At 49.5% G+C, this 19,408-nt stretch carries 18 protein-coding genes and 1 tRNA gene; 8 read left to right on the forward strand and 11 right to left on the reverse strand.

The window, feature by feature from the left end:
- Positions 1–6: 6 nt before the first annotated feature.
- The 4 genes from D082_RS10150 to D082_RS10165 form a co-directional block, all read right to left on the reverse strand.
- A complete protein-coding gene (locus D082_RS10150; protein WP_238546686.1) occupies positions 7–1,464 on the reverse strand; it encodes a bifunctional metallophosphatase/5'-nucleotidase in 1,458 nt (485 codons plus the stop codon).
- A gap of 135 nt (positions 1,465–1,599) precedes the next feature.
- Positions 1,600–1,827, reverse strand: a complete 228-nt coding sequence (locus D082_RS10155) for a hypothetical protein (protein WP_028947782.1) — start codon at positions 1,825–1,827, stop codon at positions 1,600–1,602.
- Positions 1,828–1,864: 37 nt separating this feature from the next.
- Positions 1,865–2,128 carry a DUF6761 family protein gene (locus D082_RS10160; protein WP_081857640.1) on the reverse strand — a complete coding sequence of 88 codons (264 nt, stop codon included), beginning with the start codon at positions 2,126–2,128 and terminating at the stop codon, positions 1,865–1,867.
- A 75-nt stretch (positions 2,129–2,203) separates the two neighbouring features.
- On the reverse strand, positions 2,204–2,731 hold the full coding sequence (locus D082_RS10165; protein ID WP_028947780.1) for an SH3 domain-containing protein: 528 nt from the start codon (positions 2,729–2,731) through the stop codon (positions 2,204–2,206).
- 169 nt (positions 2,732–2,900) lie between these two features.
- Here D082_RS10165 and D082_RS10170 point away from each other — a divergent pair, with 169 nt between their 5' ends.
- The gene (locus D082_RS10170; protein WP_028947779.1) at positions 2,901–3,890 is read left to right on the forward strand and encodes an NAD(P)/FAD-dependent oxidoreductase; all 990 of its coding nucleotides are present in this window, start codon (positions 2,901–2,903) and stop codon (positions 3,888–3,890) included.
- A gap of 32 nt (positions 3,891–3,922) precedes the next feature.
- Here D082_RS10170 and prfC read toward each other — a convergent pair whose 3' ends face one another.
- The 3 genes from prfC to purC form a co-directional block, all read right to left on the reverse strand.
- The gene (prfC, locus tag D082_RS10175; protein WP_028947778.1) at positions 3,923–5,566 is read right to left on the reverse strand and encodes a peptide chain release factor 3; all 1,644 of its coding nucleotides are present in this window, start codon (positions 5,564–5,566) and stop codon (positions 3,923–3,925) included.
- A gap of 113 nt (positions 5,567–5,679) precedes the next feature.
- A complete protein-coding gene (locus tag D082_RS10180; RefSeq protein ID WP_238546687.1) occupies positions 5,680–8,235 on the reverse strand; it encodes a BamA/TamA family outer membrane protein in 2,556 nt (851 codons plus the stop codon).
- Between the two features lie 251 nt (positions 8,236–8,486).
- Positions 8,487–9,260: a phosphoribosylaminoimidazolesuccinocarboxamide synthase gene (gene purC / locus D082_RS10185; RefSeq protein ID WP_081857641.1), complete on the reverse strand. Its 774-nt coding sequence runs from the start codon at positions 9,258–9,260 to the stop codon at positions 8,487–8,489.
- Positions 9,261–9,377: 117 nt separating this feature from the next.
- Between purC and D082_RS10190 the strand changes: the two genes are divergently transcribed.
- A complete protein-coding gene (locus D082_RS10190; RefSeq protein WP_028947775.1) occupies positions 9,378–10,124 on the forward strand; it encodes an HAD family phosphatase in 747 nt (248 codons plus the stop codon).
- Here D082_RS10190 and D082_RS10195 read toward each other — a convergent pair.
- Together D082_RS10195 and D082_RS10200 are read right to left on the reverse strand one after the other, a co-directional pair.
- Positions 10,121–11,602: a serine/threonine-protein kinase gene (locus tag D082_RS10195; protein ID WP_028947774.1), complete on the reverse strand. Its 1,482-nt coding sequence runs from the start codon at positions 11,600–11,602 to the stop codon at positions 10,121–10,123. The genes D082_RS10190 and D082_RS10195 overlap by 4 nt on opposite strands.
- A gap of 69 nt (positions 11,603–11,671) precedes the next feature.
- Positions 11,672–13,477, reverse strand: coding sequence for a DUF389 domain-containing protein (locus tag D082_RS10200; protein WP_028947773.1), 1,806 nt, complete (start codon positions 13,475–13,477; stop codon positions 11,672–11,674).
- A 166-nt stretch (positions 13,478–13,643) separates the two neighbouring features.
- Here D082_RS10200 and D082_RS10205 point away from each other — a divergent pair, with 166 nt between their 5' ends.
- Positions 13,644–13,898, forward strand: a complete 255-nt coding sequence (locus D082_RS10205; protein ID WP_028947772.1) for a DUF1816 domain-containing protein — start codon at positions 13,644–13,646, stop codon at positions 13,896–13,898.
- Positions 13,899–14,028: 130 nt separating this feature from the next.
- Here D082_RS10205 and D082_RS10210 read toward each other — a convergent pair whose 3' ends face one another.
- Positions 14,029–14,757, reverse strand: coding sequence for a Bax inhibitor-1 family protein (locus D082_RS10210; protein WP_028947771.1), 729 nt, complete (start codon positions 14,755–14,757; stop codon positions 14,029–14,031).
- Between the two features lie 231 nt (positions 14,758–14,988).
- On the opposite strand from D082_RS10210, the gene D082_RS10215 reads away from it, so the two are divergent.
- From D082_RS10215 to crtB, 3 genes are all read left to right on the forward strand, one after another.
- Entirely contained in the window at positions 14,989–15,264 is a 276-nt protein-coding gene (locus D082_RS10215) for a hypothetical protein (RefSeq protein WP_238546688.1), read from the forward strand.
- Between the two features lie 207 nt (positions 15,265–15,471).
- Entirely contained in the window at positions 15,472–16,890 is a 1,419-nt protein-coding gene (gene pds / locus D082_RS10220) for a 15-cis-phytoene desaturase (protein ID WP_028947769.1), read from the forward strand.
- A gap of 144 nt (positions 16,891–17,034) precedes the next feature.
- Positions 17,035–17,964: a 15-cis-phytoene synthase CrtB gene (crtB, locus tag D082_RS10225; RefSeq protein ID WP_028947768.1), complete on the forward strand. Its 930-nt coding sequence runs from the start codon at positions 17,035–17,037 to the stop codon at positions 17,962–17,964.
- A 174-nt stretch (positions 17,965–18,138) separates the two neighbouring features.
- On the opposite strand, the gene D082_RS10230 is transcribed toward crtB, so the two are convergent.
- Positions 18,139–18,552 carry an MAPEG family protein gene (locus D082_RS10230; protein WP_028947767.1) on the reverse strand — a complete coding sequence of 138 codons (414 nt, stop codon included), beginning with the start codon at positions 18,550–18,552 and terminating at the stop codon, positions 18,139–18,141.
- Positions 18,553–18,728: 176 nt separating this feature from the next.
- Here D082_RS10230 and ureA point away from each other — a divergent pair, with 176 nt between their 5' ends.
- Both ureA and D082_RS10240 read left to right on the forward strand, forming a co-directional pair.
- Positions 18,729–19,031 (forward strand): urease subunit gamma, encoded by a 303-nt coding sequence (ureA, locus tag D082_RS10235; RefSeq protein ID WP_028947766.1) that lies wholly within the window; start codon positions 18,729–18,731, stop codon positions 19,029–19,031.
- A 162-nt stretch (positions 19,032–19,193) separates the two neighbouring features.
- Positions 19,194–19,266: transfer RNA gene (locus D082_RS10240), tRNA-Glu, on the forward strand.
- Positions 19,267–19,408 lie beyond the last annotated feature (142 nt).

Consider the following 19,408-nt stretch of genomic DNA (forward strand, 5'->3'; position numbering starts at 1 on the left):
TTCACCCTACGGTTCCCCCAAATCGGTAAAAGCTTGCTGGGCATTGTTTTGTAGATAGTCCACCAGTATGGAACGGATATCTCGACCGTAGTCAATCACTTTTAATCCAGGGTTGTTGACGGTGAGATAATCCAAGCCCACCTCCTGGCCGGTTAGCAAATATTCCATCAATGCCACCCGGTAAGTTTTGCTCAGTTCAATAGTGTTTGGAGCTATGCCCCCTAGCTGGAGATAGCCACCGGTACCGTTATTTTTCTCCCCTTGGGCTAATACTTTTTGCAACAAAGTCCCGTCCATTTCCACTGTTACTACCCGACCACCAAAGGGTAAGAGGCGGATAATATCGTATTGAGTGATGGCTCCGGCACTGAGTAGGTCATCGAGGCGTACCATGCCGCCATTGAAAATCACCATGGCCGCATTGGGGTTTTCCTGCTCCATGGCCTTGGTAATTAACCGGGTGAGATTGGTGGGGGCACTACGCACATGGGCGTCAAGGGCATCAAGGCTGATGGGAGAGTTCACCACCACCGCCATTGGCTCAAATCCCTGTTGGCGAAAAGCATTAAAGCCAATTTCCTGCCATTGCTCAACCACTTTTTCCGTGGCCGGATCACTGGCGATCGCCGCGGTGATGGGTTGGAGTTGGGAATCAATCTGTAAACATTGCCGGTCAGTGTCGTAGGTTAGTTGGTGAATGTAAACTGTGCGGGCATTGGCATCGGCTTTAAAAATCGGTGTTTGGGCCCGGGGACAACTGGGGGAACTGTTGGGCTTAATAATTAAATGGTTGCGCTGGATGTTTTCATGCTCATGGCCGCCCAAAATTAAATCCAGTTCGGGAATAGCTTCTGCCAAGGCCAAATCTTCAGCCAGGGAAAGATGGGTTAAGGCCACCCAAACATCCACTTCTCCCTTGAGATTATCTACGTAACCGCGAGCCGTGGTAATGGGATCGCTGTAGGTGACATAGTCAACGGGGTTACTGGCAATGGTCAGGGTCAAAATGCCCACTTTTACTTCTTCCCCTGCCGCCCCAGGAATGGTCAGAATCTTGTAAGGTTCAATGCCGGAAAACCTATTGCCTGCGGCATCGGCAATATTGGCTGATAACCATTGAAATTCTGATTCCCCAATGCGTTGCAAAAATTGTTGGGCATTAACGTCAAATTCATGGTTGCCCACAGCAGCATAGTCCAAGCCCATAGCATTGAGCACCGCCACCATTTGTCTGCCCGCTAGGCGATCGCCATTGTAGGGAGCAGTACCTAGGGCCGAAGGACTGAGGAAATCCCCCGCAAGGACAGTGTAGGTGTGGGGATTAGCCTGTTGTAACTGCCGGCGTAAATGTGCCACCCGGGCCAAGCCGCCCCACCGGCCATTATCAATGGGGGCAATTTCATAGACATCATTAAGCTGGAGTAGAGTGAAGGGAATGGTTTCGGCCCGACAAACCGTTGCCATTACTCCCCAGATCAGTAGGCTCCACAGTCCCCGAGTTAGACTAACGGTCTTATTTTTAGCCATCATCTACAACAATTTCCAGAAAACAGTCAAATTCCAGACTAACTCGGCTTTTGGGTGATTTAACCTAATTCATCATTTAGTTTGCCACCATTCCCAAACATTAACCCCCAGATAAATGGCCAACACCGCCGGAGTAATCCAGCCAGAAATGTACAACGCCCCCAGGCCACAGGCCATGGCCACAATTAAAAAAGCCCAGGAAAAAGACCCAGCTAAATCATCCGATAACCAGGCAAAACCAAGGGAAATGACTCCAGCGGCGATCGCCCCGATAAAAAAATGGACTAGATAGGTGAACAATTAATCAATCAACTTAGCCATATTTTTCTAGCCGCTTCTAGAAATAGTCGTAGTCCTTTTCCGTTTCAAAAGCGGAGTAATTAAAGTTAGAAGGGTCCCTTAAAAAAGCAAAGACCTCCTCCTCCAGACGATGAACCAAATAGGGTTCAATGTACTCGGTGTAACGCAGACAGGCAATAAACCCATCGACATAGAGGCGGATTTCGTCCATTGAACGGCTACGGTTCCATAGATCCACCATTGCATCGGTTAACTTTTGATAAAAACGAATGGTCTGGGGGTCTTGCAACATTATGGACATGGCTTTTGATTGACTATTCTCAGGTATCACCTTTGATTCTACCGAGACTGTAATGCCTTTGGAAAGTTTCGCCTCCTAGGGACAAACGTAACGCTCCGTCACCCAGCCTCTCAAACCATTGATGGTTTCCACCAAGAAGAAACCATTACTGTTGCTTTCTGTGCTGACGGCGGTGCCATTGCTTAGAGTTCGATTAGCATTTTGGCTGGCATTACTGGGTCGATCACGTAAATACACTCGTCCCGTCTCAGCGCCGCAAATATAGGAGGGATAGCCTCCAAAGGAGGAACTGCCACAAAGGTACCGTTCTGTGACCCAGCCGGAAGATCCATTGGCTGTTTGCACAAAAATAAAACCATTACTAATTTCATACCCCTGTACGGAAGTACCATTACTCAGGGTTCGATTGGCATTCTGGCTGGCATTACTGGGACGATCCCTCAAATATACCCGTCCCGTCTCAGCTCCACAGATGGTGAGGGCCCTTTGGGCTAACGCTGGGGCCTGGAGAAACCAAGCCTGAACCAGTAGACTCGCTGTGGCCATGAGTGGAAAGATTTGGTTAGAAGAAATATTCATCCTTGCATTGACGTGGCCTGCCATGGTGATGCACCACTGAATTCGACAAAAATAAAAATACTGAAAAGATTTTGATTGCCCCCCATATTATCTAACATTATAGTTGGACAATTATGACAGGTTAAAGTAGGTGTTAACTGGCTTAACAAATAAGCCCAATTAGGTAGCCCAAATTAACAAGAAATTAAGAAAAATGAAGCAATTATCTGTGATTGTTGTTGGTGGGGGCCTGTGCGGTTTAATGGCGGCGGTGGTGCTTCAACGTCAGGGCCTGGGGGTGACGGTGCTCGATAAGGGTAAAGGCATTGGCGGTAGACTTGCCTCCCGGAGACTGCGCCATGGGGACATCCTGGGTTGTTGCGATTTTGGAGCCCAATATTTCAAGGCTCAACATCCCCTTTTTCTGGCTTGGGTAGAGGATTGGCTGAAAACCGGTGTGGTCAAGGTTTGGGCTGAAGGCATGGGAACAGAAACGGGAGCAATACGCAGTGAGGGGGTAAAACTGTATCGAGGGGAGCCGAGTAACCGTAGTTTAGCCCAATACTTAGCCCAAGATTTAAAGGTAATTAACCAGGAAAGGGTAAATTCTTTCCACTGGCAGGATGGTATTTGGCAAGTTCGTTGTGACTCAGGGCAGTTTTACGTAGGCGATCGCCTGATTGTGACGGCCCCGTTACCCCAGACCCTAGAATTATTGACAACATCCAACATCAATTTGCCTGCCGATATTCAACAGACCTTAACCGGGGTGGTATATGACCCTTGCTTTAGTTTGTCTTTACTATTAGAGCAGCCCAGCTTGGTCCCTGATCCCGGTGGACTCTGGTTATCGGGCGAACCTCTGGCATGGATTGCTTGCAGTACGAAAAAAGGTATTTCCCCCCAAGGTTACGGGGTGACGGTGCAGGCCGGTCCAGAGTTTAGTCGTCATCATTTAAAAACCGATGCCGAACAAGTTATCCAGTTAATGACCGAAGCGGCTCACCCCTGGTTGGGCTCTAAAGTACTAAATTCCCATCTCCATCTCTGGCGCTATAGCCACCCCCAAAACTCCCTAGATCAACCCTTCCTGTTTGGAGATTTTCCCGGGCCAGTTTACTTTGGGGGAGATGCTTTCTGTGGTGGCAAAGTGGAGGGGGCCGCCCTATCGGGACTGGCGATCGCCGAACATCTATTGGGTTGAGTACAAACTATCAGATTCGTTGCTGCAATCTTTCAAATGGAAGGGGGAATGGCGATCGCACTTAATTTTAAATCTGGGCAATCCCCTGCAACTTGCTCTAAATTCCACTGATTTTTAAACAGTAAGACCGGAGCATCCCAACGGTCTTTGACCACCACTGTATTGAATAGTCTTCCCGCTTTTTCTAGGGCATCCCAACCTTCCACTACCCAGCGGGCGAGGGAGAATCCCAACGGTTCCAGGCGGGTTTCCACTCCGTATTCTTCCTGCAAACGATACTGCACCACTTCAAATTGTAGTTGTCCCACAGCCGCTAAAATGGGATCCCGTTTACTTTCATCGAGGGATTGGAGAATTTGCACCGCCCCTTCTTCCTGTAACTCTGCTACCCCTTTCTTAAAGTTTTTATACTGACTAGGATCGGTGGATTTGAGGTAGGCAAATAGCTCAGGAGAAAAGGAAGGAATGGGGGGATAAATTAACTTTTCCCCAGTGTGTACCGTGTCCCCAATGGTAAACGCCCCCGGATTATTCAATCCAATTACATCCCCTGCATAGGCAATGTCCACCGATTCCCTTTCTTGGGCAAAAAGCTTTTGGGGCCTGGACAAACGCACTGTTTTTCCCGTTCTGGGATGCTTGACCACCATGTCCTTTTCAAATTTGCCAGAACAAACCCGCAAAAAGGCAATGCGGTCCCGGTGTTTGGGGTCCATATTAGCCTGGAGTTTGAAGACAAAACCAGAAAATTCTTCGTAGGTGGGTTCAATGGTGCCCCGGTTACTGTCGTGGGCTTCCGGCTTGGCGGCGTACTGCAAAAAAGCTTGCAAAAATAGTTCTACGCCAAAGTTATTCATGGCACTGCCGAAAAACACTGGGGTCATTTCTCCAGCATGGACCGCAGGCAAATTGAATTCTGCCCCCACTTCTTCAATTAATTCCAACTCATCTTGAAATTCGGCATATAAATCACTGCCCAGCAAATGTTCCAACTGCGGATCATCCAGGGCAACGGTTTGATCAGAAGCTTTTTTACTGCCATGGGTACCCGTACGCTCAAAGAGATGAATGGTTTGGCTCAAACGGTCATACACCCCCCGGAAACGATCACCGGTGCCGATGGGATAGTTCACCGCATAGGTGGTCATGCCCAGTTCCTGCTCAATTTCGTCCATCAACTCCAGGGGGGTCAAACTGGGGCGATCAAGCTTGTTGATAAAGGTAAAAATGGGTAAATGGCGCAGACGGCAGACTTCAAAAAGTTTACGGGTCTGGGTTTCTAAACCCTTAGCAGCGTCAATTAACATCACCGCATTATCCGCCGCCGCTAGAGTACGGTAGGTATCTTCACTGAAATCTTGGTGCCCCGGGGTATCCAACAAATTAAGAATTTTGCCCCGGTAGTCGAACTGCAGCACGGTGGAAGTGATGGAAATACCCCGCTGTTGCTCCATGGCCATCCAGTCGGAAGTGGCACTGCGCTGACTACGGCGGGCTTTCACTGCCCCTGCTTCTTGGATTGCTCCACCATAAAGCAATAATTTTTCCGTCAGGGTGGTTTTACCCGCATCGGGGTGGGAAATGATAGCAAAGTTACGACGGCGATCGACTTCTTGCAAAAGATCGTCCAGAGCTTTATCCGCAGACGGAATGGTTGAAGACAGGGAAGTTTGCATGGATGGAAAAAAGTAAGCGGGCATTAGCAATGGGCCCACTCTACCTAGGCTTTAGCTGGGAATATTGTCTCAAGTTACCGGCGGATCTGTCCAATGGCAGTTTTGGCTTTCTCCTAGAACTTCTCGCCAATGCCGAAGTTAATGCGGGATTCCCCTTCACCAGTAAAGCCGAGGTCAATGCGGATGGGGCCCACGGGGGATTGAATCCTTACCCCTAAACCATAACCAACCCCGGAACCGGGCAGCCCCCGCACGATCGCCGGAAAACCGGGCACTGCTCCCTGGGAACCCAGGTTAGAACCGTAATCCACAAATAGGGCCCCTCCCACCGCCGCAATAATGGGAAAACGATATTCCGCTGTGGCTTGGAAGAAACTGCGACCGTTGCCCAGCTCCCCTTCTTGGTAACCCCTTACAGAATTACTGCCCCCTAAGATAAACGCTTCATAGGGCGGCAAATCCCCCAACACAGTGCCCGCCTGGACATTGAATGCTACCGTTTGGGGCTGGGTGGATTCCACCAAACCAAAGCCAGTTAAATCTAGCCAGTCCACAGGAATGTAATAACTGTAACTCCCCCGCAACCGGGTCATCATAATATTGCCTGTACCAACGGGAATGGTTTGTTCCGCCCCAAAGCGCACGAGGGAACCACTGGTGGGTTGGAGGGGGTTGTTACGGTTATCTTGGGAAGCTCCAAAGGAAAGGGTGAACAGTTCATCCACCCCATAGTCACTGAAGGACAGGGGCTGGGAATCAAAACCATTCAGGGGGGCTGAAAAGGGAGACAGGGCCCCGGCGGCATTTTCTACCCGGACATTTTGGTAACCAAACCCTGCTGATAGGCGCCAATCGGGAGGGGAAAACACATCATCGGCGATCGGTCTAAAAAAGGTCAGCCCTAAACCCGTACGTACAACCCTAGGACTGTCAAAGCCGTTAAAGGTACGAATAGAGGAATCAGCCCCGTCAAACACCAGGGAGATGGTCCGGCGACGGAACAGATTGGCGGTGTAGGAAGTGCGGAAGGGATCGCCGCCAATCCAGGGATCAGTGAAACTGACATCAAATAACAATTCCCGCTGACCCACCTGGGCTTCCACGCCGAGGGTTTGGTTATTACCCCCCAGGTTTTTCTCTTGGTAACTGATGGTTCCAAACAAACCACTGGTGCTACTAATTCCCCCCCCAGCAGCGATGGAACCTGTATTACCTTCCACCACATCAACGTTGACAATTACTTCGGTGGGGTCACTGCCAGGATTAAAGGACAGCCGCACGTCTTCAAACAAACCAAGACTATACACCCGTTGCAAATCTGTCTGGGCCCGGTTGCGGTTAAACACATCCCCCGGTTTAAGGCGCATTTCCCTGGTGATGATGAAATCCCTAGTCCTGCCCTGTACCGGTTCATCTTCGGAATCAAAGAAGCGCACTTGGATATTTTCCACAATGCCCTCGGCAATGACTAGGGTAACCTGGCCATCGGCCCCTACCTGGGGAGACCCCACCACCTGGGCTAGGTCGTAGCCTTGGCTGGAATACCATTCATTGATGGCTTTAATCCCTTCCTGTAATTCTCGGAGGTTGAGGATTTTACCGTACTGTTCTCCAAAGGTTTCATCCACCACTTCCTGGGGCAGGATACGTTCCTTCCCTTCCGCCACTTCGGGCACTGTGCGGATATCGATACCGGTGAAAACTGGGTTGGCCTGTACCTCAAAAGTCACCCTCACCCCCAAGGGAGTATCACTGGGGGCTACCCGCACATTACTGAAATAGCCCGTGGCATAGATGGCGTTAACATCTTCCTGCAATTGACTGCGGGTGGTGGTGCGCCCGGGTTGGGTACGTATGGCGTTATAGACCAATAACTCCAGTTCGGGGGTGGTGCCGGTGATCAAAACCTCACTGACCAAAACCCTTGGTTCTTCCTGGGCTGGAGCGGGGGTAGTGGTGCTGGGGCCACTAGGGGGCGTAGGCGTAAAGCTGGGTAGGCTTTGGGTGGGGCCAGGAGTCCCTTCGGTGGTGGTGGGAGGGGCATCGGGGGTAAAGGAGGGGGTTGCCTGTGGCGCTTCTTCCGTTGTTTCGGTGGTTTCTTCCGTCGCCTCCATCTCCACCGCTTCAACTTCTTCTTCCACCACGGCTTGGGCCATTAGTGGTGATTGCGGCTCAACTTGACCGATCTGATTATCTGTCCTTGCTTCTGCGGTTAAATTTTCCTGTTCTGCCTGCTGGGCTACCGTCGGAGCAACCTGTCCAACGGTAGTGCTATGGGGTAATTTGTTAGCTTGGTCTAATTGAACGGAATCGATGGAGGGAAAATCATCAACTCCACCATCTAAATTTCCGGCATTGATCTCCATTGTCTGGCCCAGGCGATCGCCGTCAATTTGCTCAATTTCAGCAGGGATAACACTGATCTGGCCATCAAGAGCATTTACGGCGGAGGGGGCAGCTTCCTGGAGAGTTGAATAATTAAAAGCTTCGGACTCGGAAGTAGGGCCAGGAAAATTGAGGTCTGCAGAGGGGGGAACTAATAACTCGGTGTTTTGCCCCTCCTCTAGCATATTCAAGGGAGAAAATGGCTGAGTTGCCTGGGCTGGAGATGCCCCCAGAACAAGACCACTGGTTAACAAAAGAAGTCGATAGTAAGGAGAAAGAGTCACGCTTTTGTTCTGGTTTGACACGTCCTGACACCCAATTCAAGCCATCAATGTTGATAAAGATATAAACGAAGTATGGGAAAATTCCCAATAACAACGCCGCGACTGGCTAGGGTTTCGCCGCGATTGCTTGCCCATTATCGAGTCCAGTCGGTTTCCTGACAAGTGATTTGTGCAAGGTCTTAAACTGGTAGGTTGACCCAGACCCAGTGGAAAGGTTCCAATCAAGGCAAAGGGGAACAGGAACGGCCGATTCAAGTCTGAAGGCGCTCAATTTGGCTCAAAACCCGTTTTTCCACCGTTTGGTAGGCGGACTCAATTTGGCCCAAATCCCGCCGAAACCGGTCTTTATCTAGCACCCTAGCCTGGGGATCGCTCTGGGTGTTGTCCCACAAACGGCAGGTATCGGGGCTAATTTCATCGGCTAAAATGATCCTCCCCTGGCGATCGCCCCCGAATTCCAATTTGAAGTCCACCAGGGTAATGTCGCACTGGGCAAAAAAACGCCGCAGATGTTGGTTAATGTTGAGGGCTAAATCCCTGAGAGTCTGTAATCCCGCTTCATCGGTTACGCCCAACAGCAAGGCCCGTTCCCAGGTCAGCAGAGGATCCCCCAGGGCATCGTCTTTGAGATAAAACTCCACCAACGGAGTTGGCAACACTAAACCTTCTTTTAGACCTGTTTGCTTGCACAAACTACCGGCGGCAATGTTACGCACCACCACCTCTAGGGGAATAATCTGCACAGCTTTGACCAACATTTGGTCTTCCTGGGGGCAGTCAATGTAGTGGGTGGGAATTCCTAGGGTTTCTAGCCAGCGGAATAGGGCCGCTGAGATGGTGCAATTGATGGCTCCTTTGCCCTGGATTTGGCCCTTTTTTTGGGCATTGAACGCGGTGGCATCATCCTTAAAAATGGTCAGGAGGACGTCGGGATTCTCTGTGGGGTAGAGGATTTTTGCTTTGCCTTCGTACAGTTTTTCCATGGAAAAGTTACAAAAATGGACGGAGACCCCTAGGGGCCGCATCTGAACCGATTTTAGCTGAGATGGGTATTAATACTTGGTGCTGAAGCAGAAAAGATTATCATGGGGTTGTGGGCATGGCCCGTTCCATTGCCCTAGGGAGAAAGAGGCAGGATTTAAATGTTAAAGGCAGTGTTATTGGACTTCAATGGTGTGGTGATCAATGACGAAGCCATTCACCGGGCCCTCATTGACGATTTATTGCTGAGTGAAAATTTACGCCCCCTCACCCCGGCCGATTATCAACAGTTTTGTCTGGGCCGCAGTGACCGGGCTTGTTTGGTAGATTTGTTTGAACATCGTGGCCGGGGTTTGACGGAAGCCTATCTGCAAAAGCTAATTGACCGCAAGGCAGAAAATTACCATCAAAAATTGGTGGCCTTGGAAACCCTACCCATTTATGATGGACTGCCTGAGTTTTTGGCCCATCTACAACTACGGCGGTTGGCGATCGCCTTGGTGACGGGGGCCGTGAGAGCAGAGGTGGAATATATCCTAGACCGGGCAGGGCTGAAAACTTACTTTCCGGTTATTGTGGCCGGGGACGACATCACTGCCAGTAAACCCCAACCGGATGGTTATCAGTTGGCCATTAATAAGCTCAACCAATGGCGCCAAAGCCAAGCTGTGGCCAATAGTCTAACCAATGATACCACTCCCCTTTTGCCGGAAAATTGTTTGGCGATTGAGGACACCTTTGCGGGCATTGAAGCGGCCAAAAAAGCTGGTGTAGCCGTGGTGGGCATTGCCCACACCTATCCCTATCACTTCATGCAAAGGCAAGCTAACTGGGCGGTGGATCGCTTTGATCAACTAGACCTAGATCGTTTACAGGTAATTTTTTGCCGCCGTAAACAGCCAGCTTAAACTTTACTTAAAATCGCAAATAAGAGTTTTAGAATAAGTAAAAATAGGGCAATGGTAATTACCACGGCGATCGCCCCGGCAAGGGCCGCAACAATTACCGTAACTAGGACAGGGAAATCTAACTGGGCCGCCAATGCTAAGATCCATGGCCAGCGGCTCAGACCCGGTATGGCCAACAAAGCCAAAATGGTTAGGGTATTAAGGCTCAACATTTCCGTTACTTCTAACAGTCGTTTAAATTGAGCCAAAAGCATCAATGCCACCGCCATCCCCAAAATGCCCAAACTGATATTAGTTTGCGGAAAAATACTCAGAGCAATGATGCCCCAAAAAACGATGGCTGAACCAGTTAAAGCCCCCTGGAACAAAACTTTAACTACAGGCAAATTTTGCACTGCTTGGCTGATTTTACCCGGTGTTTTTGGCGCCACTGGCGTTGGGATAGAACTGGCTGAAGCTGGTTGAATTTGGGTCTTAGAACCCTGGGATACGTTTGCGACAGTTCCCGATTGACCTTTATTTCCTTTGCTCCCATCGAGGGCCGATAAAACTTCCTCCGCACTGCTGTAGCGGTCCTTAGGAGTGGGCAACAGCAGACGATCAATCACCTCCGCCAAGGACTGACTAACCTTTAAACCAGGCGATCGCCAATTCCATTGGTTATGGTAAGCGTCATATAAATCCTGGGCTGTTTTACCCGTCAATAAATAAAGACAGGTGACGGCTAGGGAATATAAATCCGTTGCGGGGTAGACCTGACTGCCGGTCATTTGTTCTGGCGGAGCAAAACCCATGGAGTAAATGCCGGTGGAACTTTCATTACCTGTCCCTACCCCCGCTGTTACCTGCTTAACGGCGCCAAAATCCAACAGGTATAATTTACCCTCTTGATCCCGCATTAAATTAGAGGGTTTAATGTCCCGATGAATAGCTCCGGTGCCATGGACAAAACTGAGAATATTGAGCATTTCCGTCAACACCCAACGCACTTCCGATTCTTGCATTGGGCCATGTTTTTCAATGGTCTTTTCTAAGTCCTGGCCATTAATAAATTCCTGTACCAAATAAAAAAATTGATCCTGTCTCCCCGTACGGGGATTGTCTACCAGGAGGGGAAAGTAGGCAAACAAATCGGGAATCTGACCATGGCGATTGCCCAACTTTTCCAACACCACCGCTTCCCTTTCAAACAGGGACAAAGCCAAATCCAATTGTTGCTGATTTAAATTGCCCGACGGCTGAAACTGTTTAACTACGCAAAAGGGCATGGTGGGGGTAAATCGGTCCAGGGCTAGATAGGCTGCTCCAAACCCTCCCTGGCCTAATAATTTAACCGGCAAATATCGGCCCGCCAAGATTAAAGGCATCCGACAACTGGTGCAAAACTTTTGTGGCGCCGTTTGCAGAGTGTTGCGGTTATCTAGGTCAGGAAAAGAATTTAAACGGGCACAACCGGGGCGGGTGCAGAGCAGATCCATTGGCTGGTGGCGGTTTGATAGGTTTAGGCACAGAACTCAGCCCCAGTTTATCTTGTTTTTTTACTTGCCCTACTGGGCCCCAATATCGTCCCCTAAAAAAATACGGAGGGAGACCTGGGTTGGTTCCCCTACTTTTGTGGTTTCCTGGACTCGGTTATCGGAAATTTGCCAGTTATCGCTCAGATAGGCTCTAATTTGCTCTGTTTGGGAAAAAAGACTGGCGGGATTGCTATCTGGGGGACGTTGGATGGCAAGCCGTAAATACAGAGAGGGATGGGATCGGAGAATTTGTCCCACATTGTCGAGCACTGCTTGGGTCTGGCTGGAAAGTTTCAGGGGAGCACTGGCGATCGCCGCAGTTTCATCCACAATGGTGAGGGGAATAAGCCCTTGGTCGATGGCGAGACGTTGGTATTCCACAATGGCATCATTGATCTGTAACGATCGCCGAATTTGATTGGTAAGAATAACCTGGGCATCTTCCTGTAGGTCCCGGTCACCAAGGTACACAACCACCAGCTTAAAAGCGGAATTATCGCTCCGGAGTACTACTTGGTAATCTGCTAATTGCAGAGCGTCAGGCAAGCTCACCAGGGCGAGGGAACGACTAATTTCCCCCATTAATTCCCCCCGTAGATTCGGTAGATAACTAACCTGGGTAATGACCGGAATGGATTCCGTATTGACCGCTTGACTAGTGGGAATTTGCACAAACCGCAAAGTAATGTCACTGGGGCTAAGGTCGAGGGCAGAGGCCAACTTGTCCACAAAGCGGTCTTCATCTTCCCGGCTGTAGAGCTTGTCGGTCACCACCTGGAGTTGCACTGTCACTTGGTTGTCATCCCGTTTCGCTTTCACCTGGTCAATGTAAGAACGAAATTCATCATCGCCCCCGTCAAAATTATCCTGCCAGACCTGTTTAATGGTGGAATTAAGTTGGTTTTCTTCCCGTTGGTGGGTCACTTGGCGTCGCACCTGTTCCAGGGATTTGGTCAAAGGAAAGGAAATCATCCCTAGGGTAACCAGGATCAAGAAAAAGCGACTGGGCAATCCCCCCACCCGCTGGAAGGTCGTATAGGCAGGGAAATTCCTCAGCCAAGCACTAACCGCGCGACTTTCTGGATTTTCCTGTTTCCATTCCCCAATGGCTTCCCGCACCGCCCGCACGTCGAAGTTGACAAAAAAGAACACGATCATGGCGGTGAAAATAATGGCCACTAGGTTGGTGATAAATAACAATCCTCCCCCCCTGGCCACGGTCAAGCCCTGGGAAGAACCCAAGCTGAAATAGGTGCCAATGCCATAGCCCACCACGCATAATGGCGGCATCAATGCTACGGCGATCGCCACCCCCGGTAAAGAAGCAGCCACCCCCTTGGCCTGTTTACAGGTGGCCACCGAGCCCACGGCCCCGGAAAATAGGGCCACAATTAGGTCTAACAGGGTAGGGTTAGTTCTAGCTAAAATTTCCGGAGTAATTTCCTTAAAAGGAACGATGACCACCAGAATGGTGGCGAAAACAATGGCTAAACTACAGCTCAGTAATAAATTGAGCGCCGCCCTCAACCACAGCACCACGTCCCCCGATGCCAACCCCATACCATTGGACAAAATTGGCCCCATCAAAGGGGAAATCAGCATTGCGCCAATGATTACCGCCGGACTATTGAGTACCAAACCCAGGGTGGCAATGCCCGCCGCAAATAAAACCTCAATCCAATAGCTTATGTCCCTGAGGCTAACGGACTCACATAACTGGGTGTAGATTTGCACCTTATGTCCATCGGTCAAATCCAAATTAGTCGTAAAGCCACGGCGCAGACGCAGTAACATCAGCAGGGAAAAACGGTGGCCGGAGGACTTGGACTTTGACATAGGCGGGGATGGGGTTAATCGTCTCCATTGTGCTTGACCAATACTATACTCTGGGGAGAGTTGGCTGAATTATTGCTATCCACCTTTTCGGGGTCGGGCTATCCCAGGTTATATTGCCTTACATTATCCCCATATCATTCATTATTTCCCATCGAGCGAGTTGTTTATGTTTGGCGTTCTGCTGTTCCTTGTTTTCTTCTGTGCCGTCAGTCTAGCCTTTTTTGCCAACCGTAAATGGTGGATTCGTGTTTCCACCCAATCTCCCCGCTGTATCTACTATTTTGGCCCCTTTACTTCCCAAGAAGAGGCGATCGCCCACCACCAAGGTTACCTCCAGGATTTGGAAATGGAGGGAGCCCAGGGCATCGAATATAAGATAGAACTCTCCCATAAACCGAAAAAATTAACCGTCGAAGATTAAGAAAACCACAAGCAATGGGGAGGCTGTTGGATAATTTCTCCCCAAAGTAAAAATCCCCTAGTTATTCTTTAACCAGGGGATCCGGCCTATGTTCTAGCTAGAATTCGGAGCAACGAGGCCCTGCTAAAAATTAGTCCCGACCGTTAAGGGCGATCAATAGACGCAGAATGAAAATGAACAGGTTGATATAGGTCAAATACATGGAGAGGGAAGCGGCCAAATACTGATCATCCCGATAGGTGCGGGGCAAAACAAAAAAGTCCACCACCGAAACCCCAGCAAACAGCAACACACCGAAGCCAGAAATAGCTACTTCCAAAAAGGTGGGGGTAATGACTCCAAAAAAGCTCAGCACTATTTGGAGAAGCATCACCACTACTAAGCCAATTAAGGCTAAGCTGACGGTTTTGCTCAGGGCAATGCCATCTTCTTCCGATAAGTTAGAACCAATACTACGGGCCACCACAAAGGTTACGCCACAGCCCAAGGCCGCCACACCAATGCCTTGGATACCTACCCCACTGGTTTGCAGGGCCAGGTAAATAATGCCACTCAGGGTATAACCAGATAGCAAACTATACAGGGTTAACAGGGGCAAAGCTGTTGCGTTATTGCCACTTTCCGCCACCCGCATGGCAACAAAAAAGAGAATAAAGTTGCCGATTAAAGCAGCCCAAAAAGTGGGCATAAATAGGCCGGGATTACCCTGAATAATGCTGAGACCACCGAAGGTTCCCGCCGCCGTCAGCACCAAACCTCCGCCAAGATAGGGGAGGGCATTTTTTATCACGTTTGGCCCGATCAGACTTTGGCCTTTTGCCTCCGCCATGATCTGACGAAAATTGCTGGTATTACTCATAAAAAGTAGATTTTTGATTAGGATAATCACAGGGGAGAAAAGTTTTTTCCCTTCTACCTAATATACTATCGACAACCATAGCCTTGCTTTAAGTGCTGGTAAGTCCCCCTGAGCGTTGATTATTTGGGCATTGTCTGGGCTATTTTCGCCCCTGGATCCCGCCGGCTGAGCTAAGCATGAACTGTGTATTGTTCTATATTTCAGACTTTCAGACCAGGAGGCCCTAACCCTATGAATTACCGTGTTGTTGTCCTGAGCGGTGTTATGACTGCCCTATTGGGAACTGTGTTTGGTTGGGGCATGGGACAGATTGCCCTACGTCAACGCCCCAGCCAGGTTCAAGTTACGATGAGCCAGCCCTATCGCATTTTCTACGGACGACGGTTAATCTGGTTCGGGGCGATCGCCGGTTTTGTACTGGGGGCGGGCCAAGCTTGTGTGTTAGCAGAAAGGAAAAGGGAAAAAGAGGAAATGGAAAAAGCAGAGGCCGAGGAAGACTACTCCTGAGTCTGTTAGCCACAATGAACCCCTAGCCAAAATTGGCCATTATCCCCCAAATTACCCTGGGCGCTGGATTTCTTCGGCCAGGCGATCGCCATGGCGACATTTGATACAAACTAGCTATCTTGGCAAAATTCGCCGAAATATTACGAAACGTAAAGTATAATAACAACCAATCTGTAAACCCCAAATGCCTTAGCGAGACAGTAACCCATGCGCGTTGTGATCGCCGGAGCCGGATTAGCCGGACTAGCCTGTGCCAAATACTTAGCCGATGCGGGATTTACCCCCATTGTGTTGGAACGTCGGGATGTATTGGGCGGGAAGATCGCCGCATGGAAGGATGAAGACGGGGATTGGTACGAAACTGGCCTGCATATTTTCTTTGGGGCTTATCCCAATATGTTGCAGTTGTTTAAGGAATTGGACATCGAAGATCGGCTGCAATGGAAAGAGCACAGCATGATCTTCAATCAACCAGAAAAACCTGGTACTTACTCCCGTTTTGATTTTCCTGACATTCCCGCTCCCATCAACGGTTTGGTGGCCATTCTCCGTAATAACGATATGTTGACCTGGCCGGAAAAGATTCGTTTTGGCCTAGGTTTATTGCCCGCCATTGTCCAGGGCCAAAGCTATGTGGAAGAGATGGATAAATACACTTGGTCGGAGTGGATGGCAAAGCAAAATATTCCGCCCCGCATCGAAAAAGAAGTGTTCATTGCCATGAGTAAGGCATTGAATTTTATTGACCCTGATGAAATTTCCGCCACCATTTTACTGACCGCATTAAACCGCTTTTTGCAGGAAAAAGATGGCTCCAAAATGGCTTTTCTTGACGGTGCACCGCCGGAACGTCTTTGCCAACCATTGGTAGATTACATCGCTGAGCGGGGTGGAGAGGTTCACCTAAATAAACCCCTCAAAGAAATTTTGTTAAATGAGGATGGTTCCGTACAAGGTTACCTAATCCGGGGTTTGGATGGGGCGGCCGATGAGGTAATTCAAGCTGATTTGTACGTGTCTGCCATGCCGGTGGATCCGCTAAAAACCATGGTGCCAGAACCTTGGCGGGAATACCCTGAGTTTAAGCAAATTCAAGGTTTAGAAGGAGTACCGGTAATTAATCTCCACCTTTGGTTTGATCGTAAGCTAACGGACATTGACCATCTGCTTTTTTCGCGATCGCCGTTGTTAAGCGTTTATGCCGACATGAGCAATACCTGCCGGGAATATAGTGACCCGGATAAATCCATGTTGGAATTGGTACTGGCTCCGGCCCAGGATTGGATCGGTAAATCCGACGAAGAAATTGTGGCGGCCACCATGGCAGAGATTGAAAAGCTGTTTCCCCAGCATTTTGCCGGTGATAACTCGGCTAAATTACTCAAATCCCATGTGGTTAAAACCCCCCGTTCCGTTTACAAAGCGACCCCTGGCCGCCAGGCTTGTCGCCCTGACCAACGCACTTCGGTGCCTAACTTTTACCTCGCTGGGGACTTCACCATGCAAAAATACTTGGGCAGCATGGAAGGGGCCGTACTTTCTGGCAAACAATGCGCCCAGGCGATCGCCGCTGATTTTACCCCCCAAGCCGTTCCCCTAGCCCCCGAAATAGTTACCGTGGGGTAAAGATCCCAGGCTCATTGGCAATCTTCCTGACAAATGGCAACCCTAATGCGACAATGCTAAATGGCTAACGGTCAAATTTCCCCCCAGCGTGCAGTTACCAAACCCCAATCCCGGTGGCTGACTTCCGAACCCCGTCCGTCCTTAATGTTACAACTGCCCAAACCGTCTCCATCTGCAAAGCCCTGTGCTTCTGTTGAGGAAGCCTACGAAATTTGTCGTCAAGTAACCGCCCAGTACGCAAAAACCTTTTATCTGGGAACTTTGTTGATGCCGACCGCCAAAAGAAGGGCGATTTGGGCCATTTACCTCTGGTGCCGCAGGACTGACGAACTAGTGGATGGACCCCAGGCGGCCACCACCACTCCGGAGACATTGGATCATTGGGAACGACGATTGGAGTCCATTTTTGCCGGTCAGCCCCAGGACGACGCCGATGTGGCCTTGGTGGATACCCTGGAAACTTTTCCCCTGGATATCCAGCCCTTCCGGGATATGATCGCCGGTCAGCGAATGGACCTTTACCGTTCCCGCTACCAGACCTTTGAAGAATTAGATTTATATTGTTATCGGGTGGCAGGCACCGTCGGTTTGATGTCCAGTGCCGTTTTGGGGGTAGATACAGGCAACGGCCAAACTCCCTGGCAACCGGATGCGGTCTACATTCCCCAGGAAGAGGCGATCGCCTTAGGCGTAGCGAACCAGCTGACCAACATTTTGCGGGACGTGGGGGAAGACGTGGAACGGGGCCGAATTTATCTACCCCTGGAAGATCTGGAAAAGTTTAATTATAGCGAACAGGATTTACTCAACGGGGTAAACGACGACCGTTGGCGTAGTCTAATGAAATTTGAAATTGACCGGGCCCGGCGTTATTTTGAAGATGCGGAACGGGGTATCCGGGCTTTAAATCGAGATGCCCGTTGGCCCGTATGGACAGCATTAATGTTGTATAAAGGCATTCTGGATGTTATCGAAGCCAACGATTACAATGTGTTTGATCGCCGGGCCTATGTGCCTACCCCCAAGAAGCTATTATATTTGCCAGTGGCTTGGTTGCGAGCCCAGGTGCTTTAATGATTTTTCCAACTACTGATCGATGGTTGATCTGATCCTGACTTACCGCTGAAAAAAAGCCCCCAACCGTTCCAGGCTAAGGACTCACTTTATGAAGGGTTCAAACTACTAGTGTAGCGAACAAAGGCGATCGCCCCGGCGTTTCCCCCAGGAGAGGAGAATTACAGGGTTTGTTCAAAACTGGGATATTTGCCCCAACTGCCAAAGGATTGAGAGCAGTGCCCCCAAAACTAAAATTATGGAACTAAGGGAACCAAGGGCAAAACCAACCATTCTTTTTTCCGCCGCCCGGTAATAGCCCCAGGCATAGAGGATGCGCCCCAATATCCAAAGCCCCCCTAAAATGCTGGCAATAATCGGATCTCGGTAAATGGCAAACAACCATAATCCGGGCAAGAACAAGGCCAACTGCTCTAGGGTATTATATTGCACCCTCAATACCCGCTCAAAATCTTCATTGCCGGTGGTGGCTGGTGGCATTACCCCATATTTAGCCCGAGCCCGCCCCACATTAATGACCAGCACTAGGTAAAGCACCGCTGTCAAAGCAGTGATCAAGGCTGGCCAGAGTAAATCTGTTTTTGTCATTGGTCACGCCTAGAAAATATCTAGAAAATGTATAGTTTCAGACTAGCCCAAAAAGCCCCACTGCCCCCAAACCATTAACATTGACCCAATATTGGTCGGACTAATCGCTATACTAACGGTCAGGAAACCAACCAACTTTTTTTTGCTCTCCCCATCAAGCTCTTTACTTTCATCCCATGCAGTTAAGTCCCCAAGAAAAAGATAAATTATTGATTTTTACCGCCAGCCTGGTGGCGGAACGTCGCAAAGCCCGGGGCTTGAAATTGAATTATCCTGAAGCTGTGGCCTATATTTCTGCCGCTATTCTTGAAGGAGCTAGGGATGGACGCACCGTGGCGGATTTGATGGACTACGGCGCCACCCTCTTAAACCGGGATGACGTGATGGAAGGAATACCGGAAATGTTGCCCGAAGTGCAGGTGGAAGCAACTTTTCCCGATGGCACCAAATTGGTAACGGTCCACAATCCCATTCGCTAACTATGCCGATGGCGACCACTAACCCCGTCCAGCTATTTTTTGACCCTTGACCGTGGTTTAAGAGAAGACGGAAAAAATTAATTGCTTAGGGTTGACAGCGATCAATCTTTATCGCTATATTTAAAAACGTCTGAAATAACGTCTCGTTACCAAGACCGCCTAGCCCCCATCGTCTAGAGGCCTAGGACACCTCCCTTTCACGGAGGCGACAGGGATTCGAATTCCCTTGGGGGTATTAAAAAAAAAGAAAAAGCAAAAGGAAGTTCTTCGGATCTTCTTTTTTGTTGCTGCCATGAATTATTCAACAATGTCCCAGAGAAGTTTTAGAACATGCCATAAATGCCCACATATTTATCCATCCAATTAAGGGCAAGTCT

This window comes from Synechocystis sp. PCC 6714 (genome assembly GCF_000478825.2).
GTDB lineage: Bacteria > Cyanobacteriota > Cyanobacteriia > Cyanobacteriales > Microcystaceae > Synechocystis.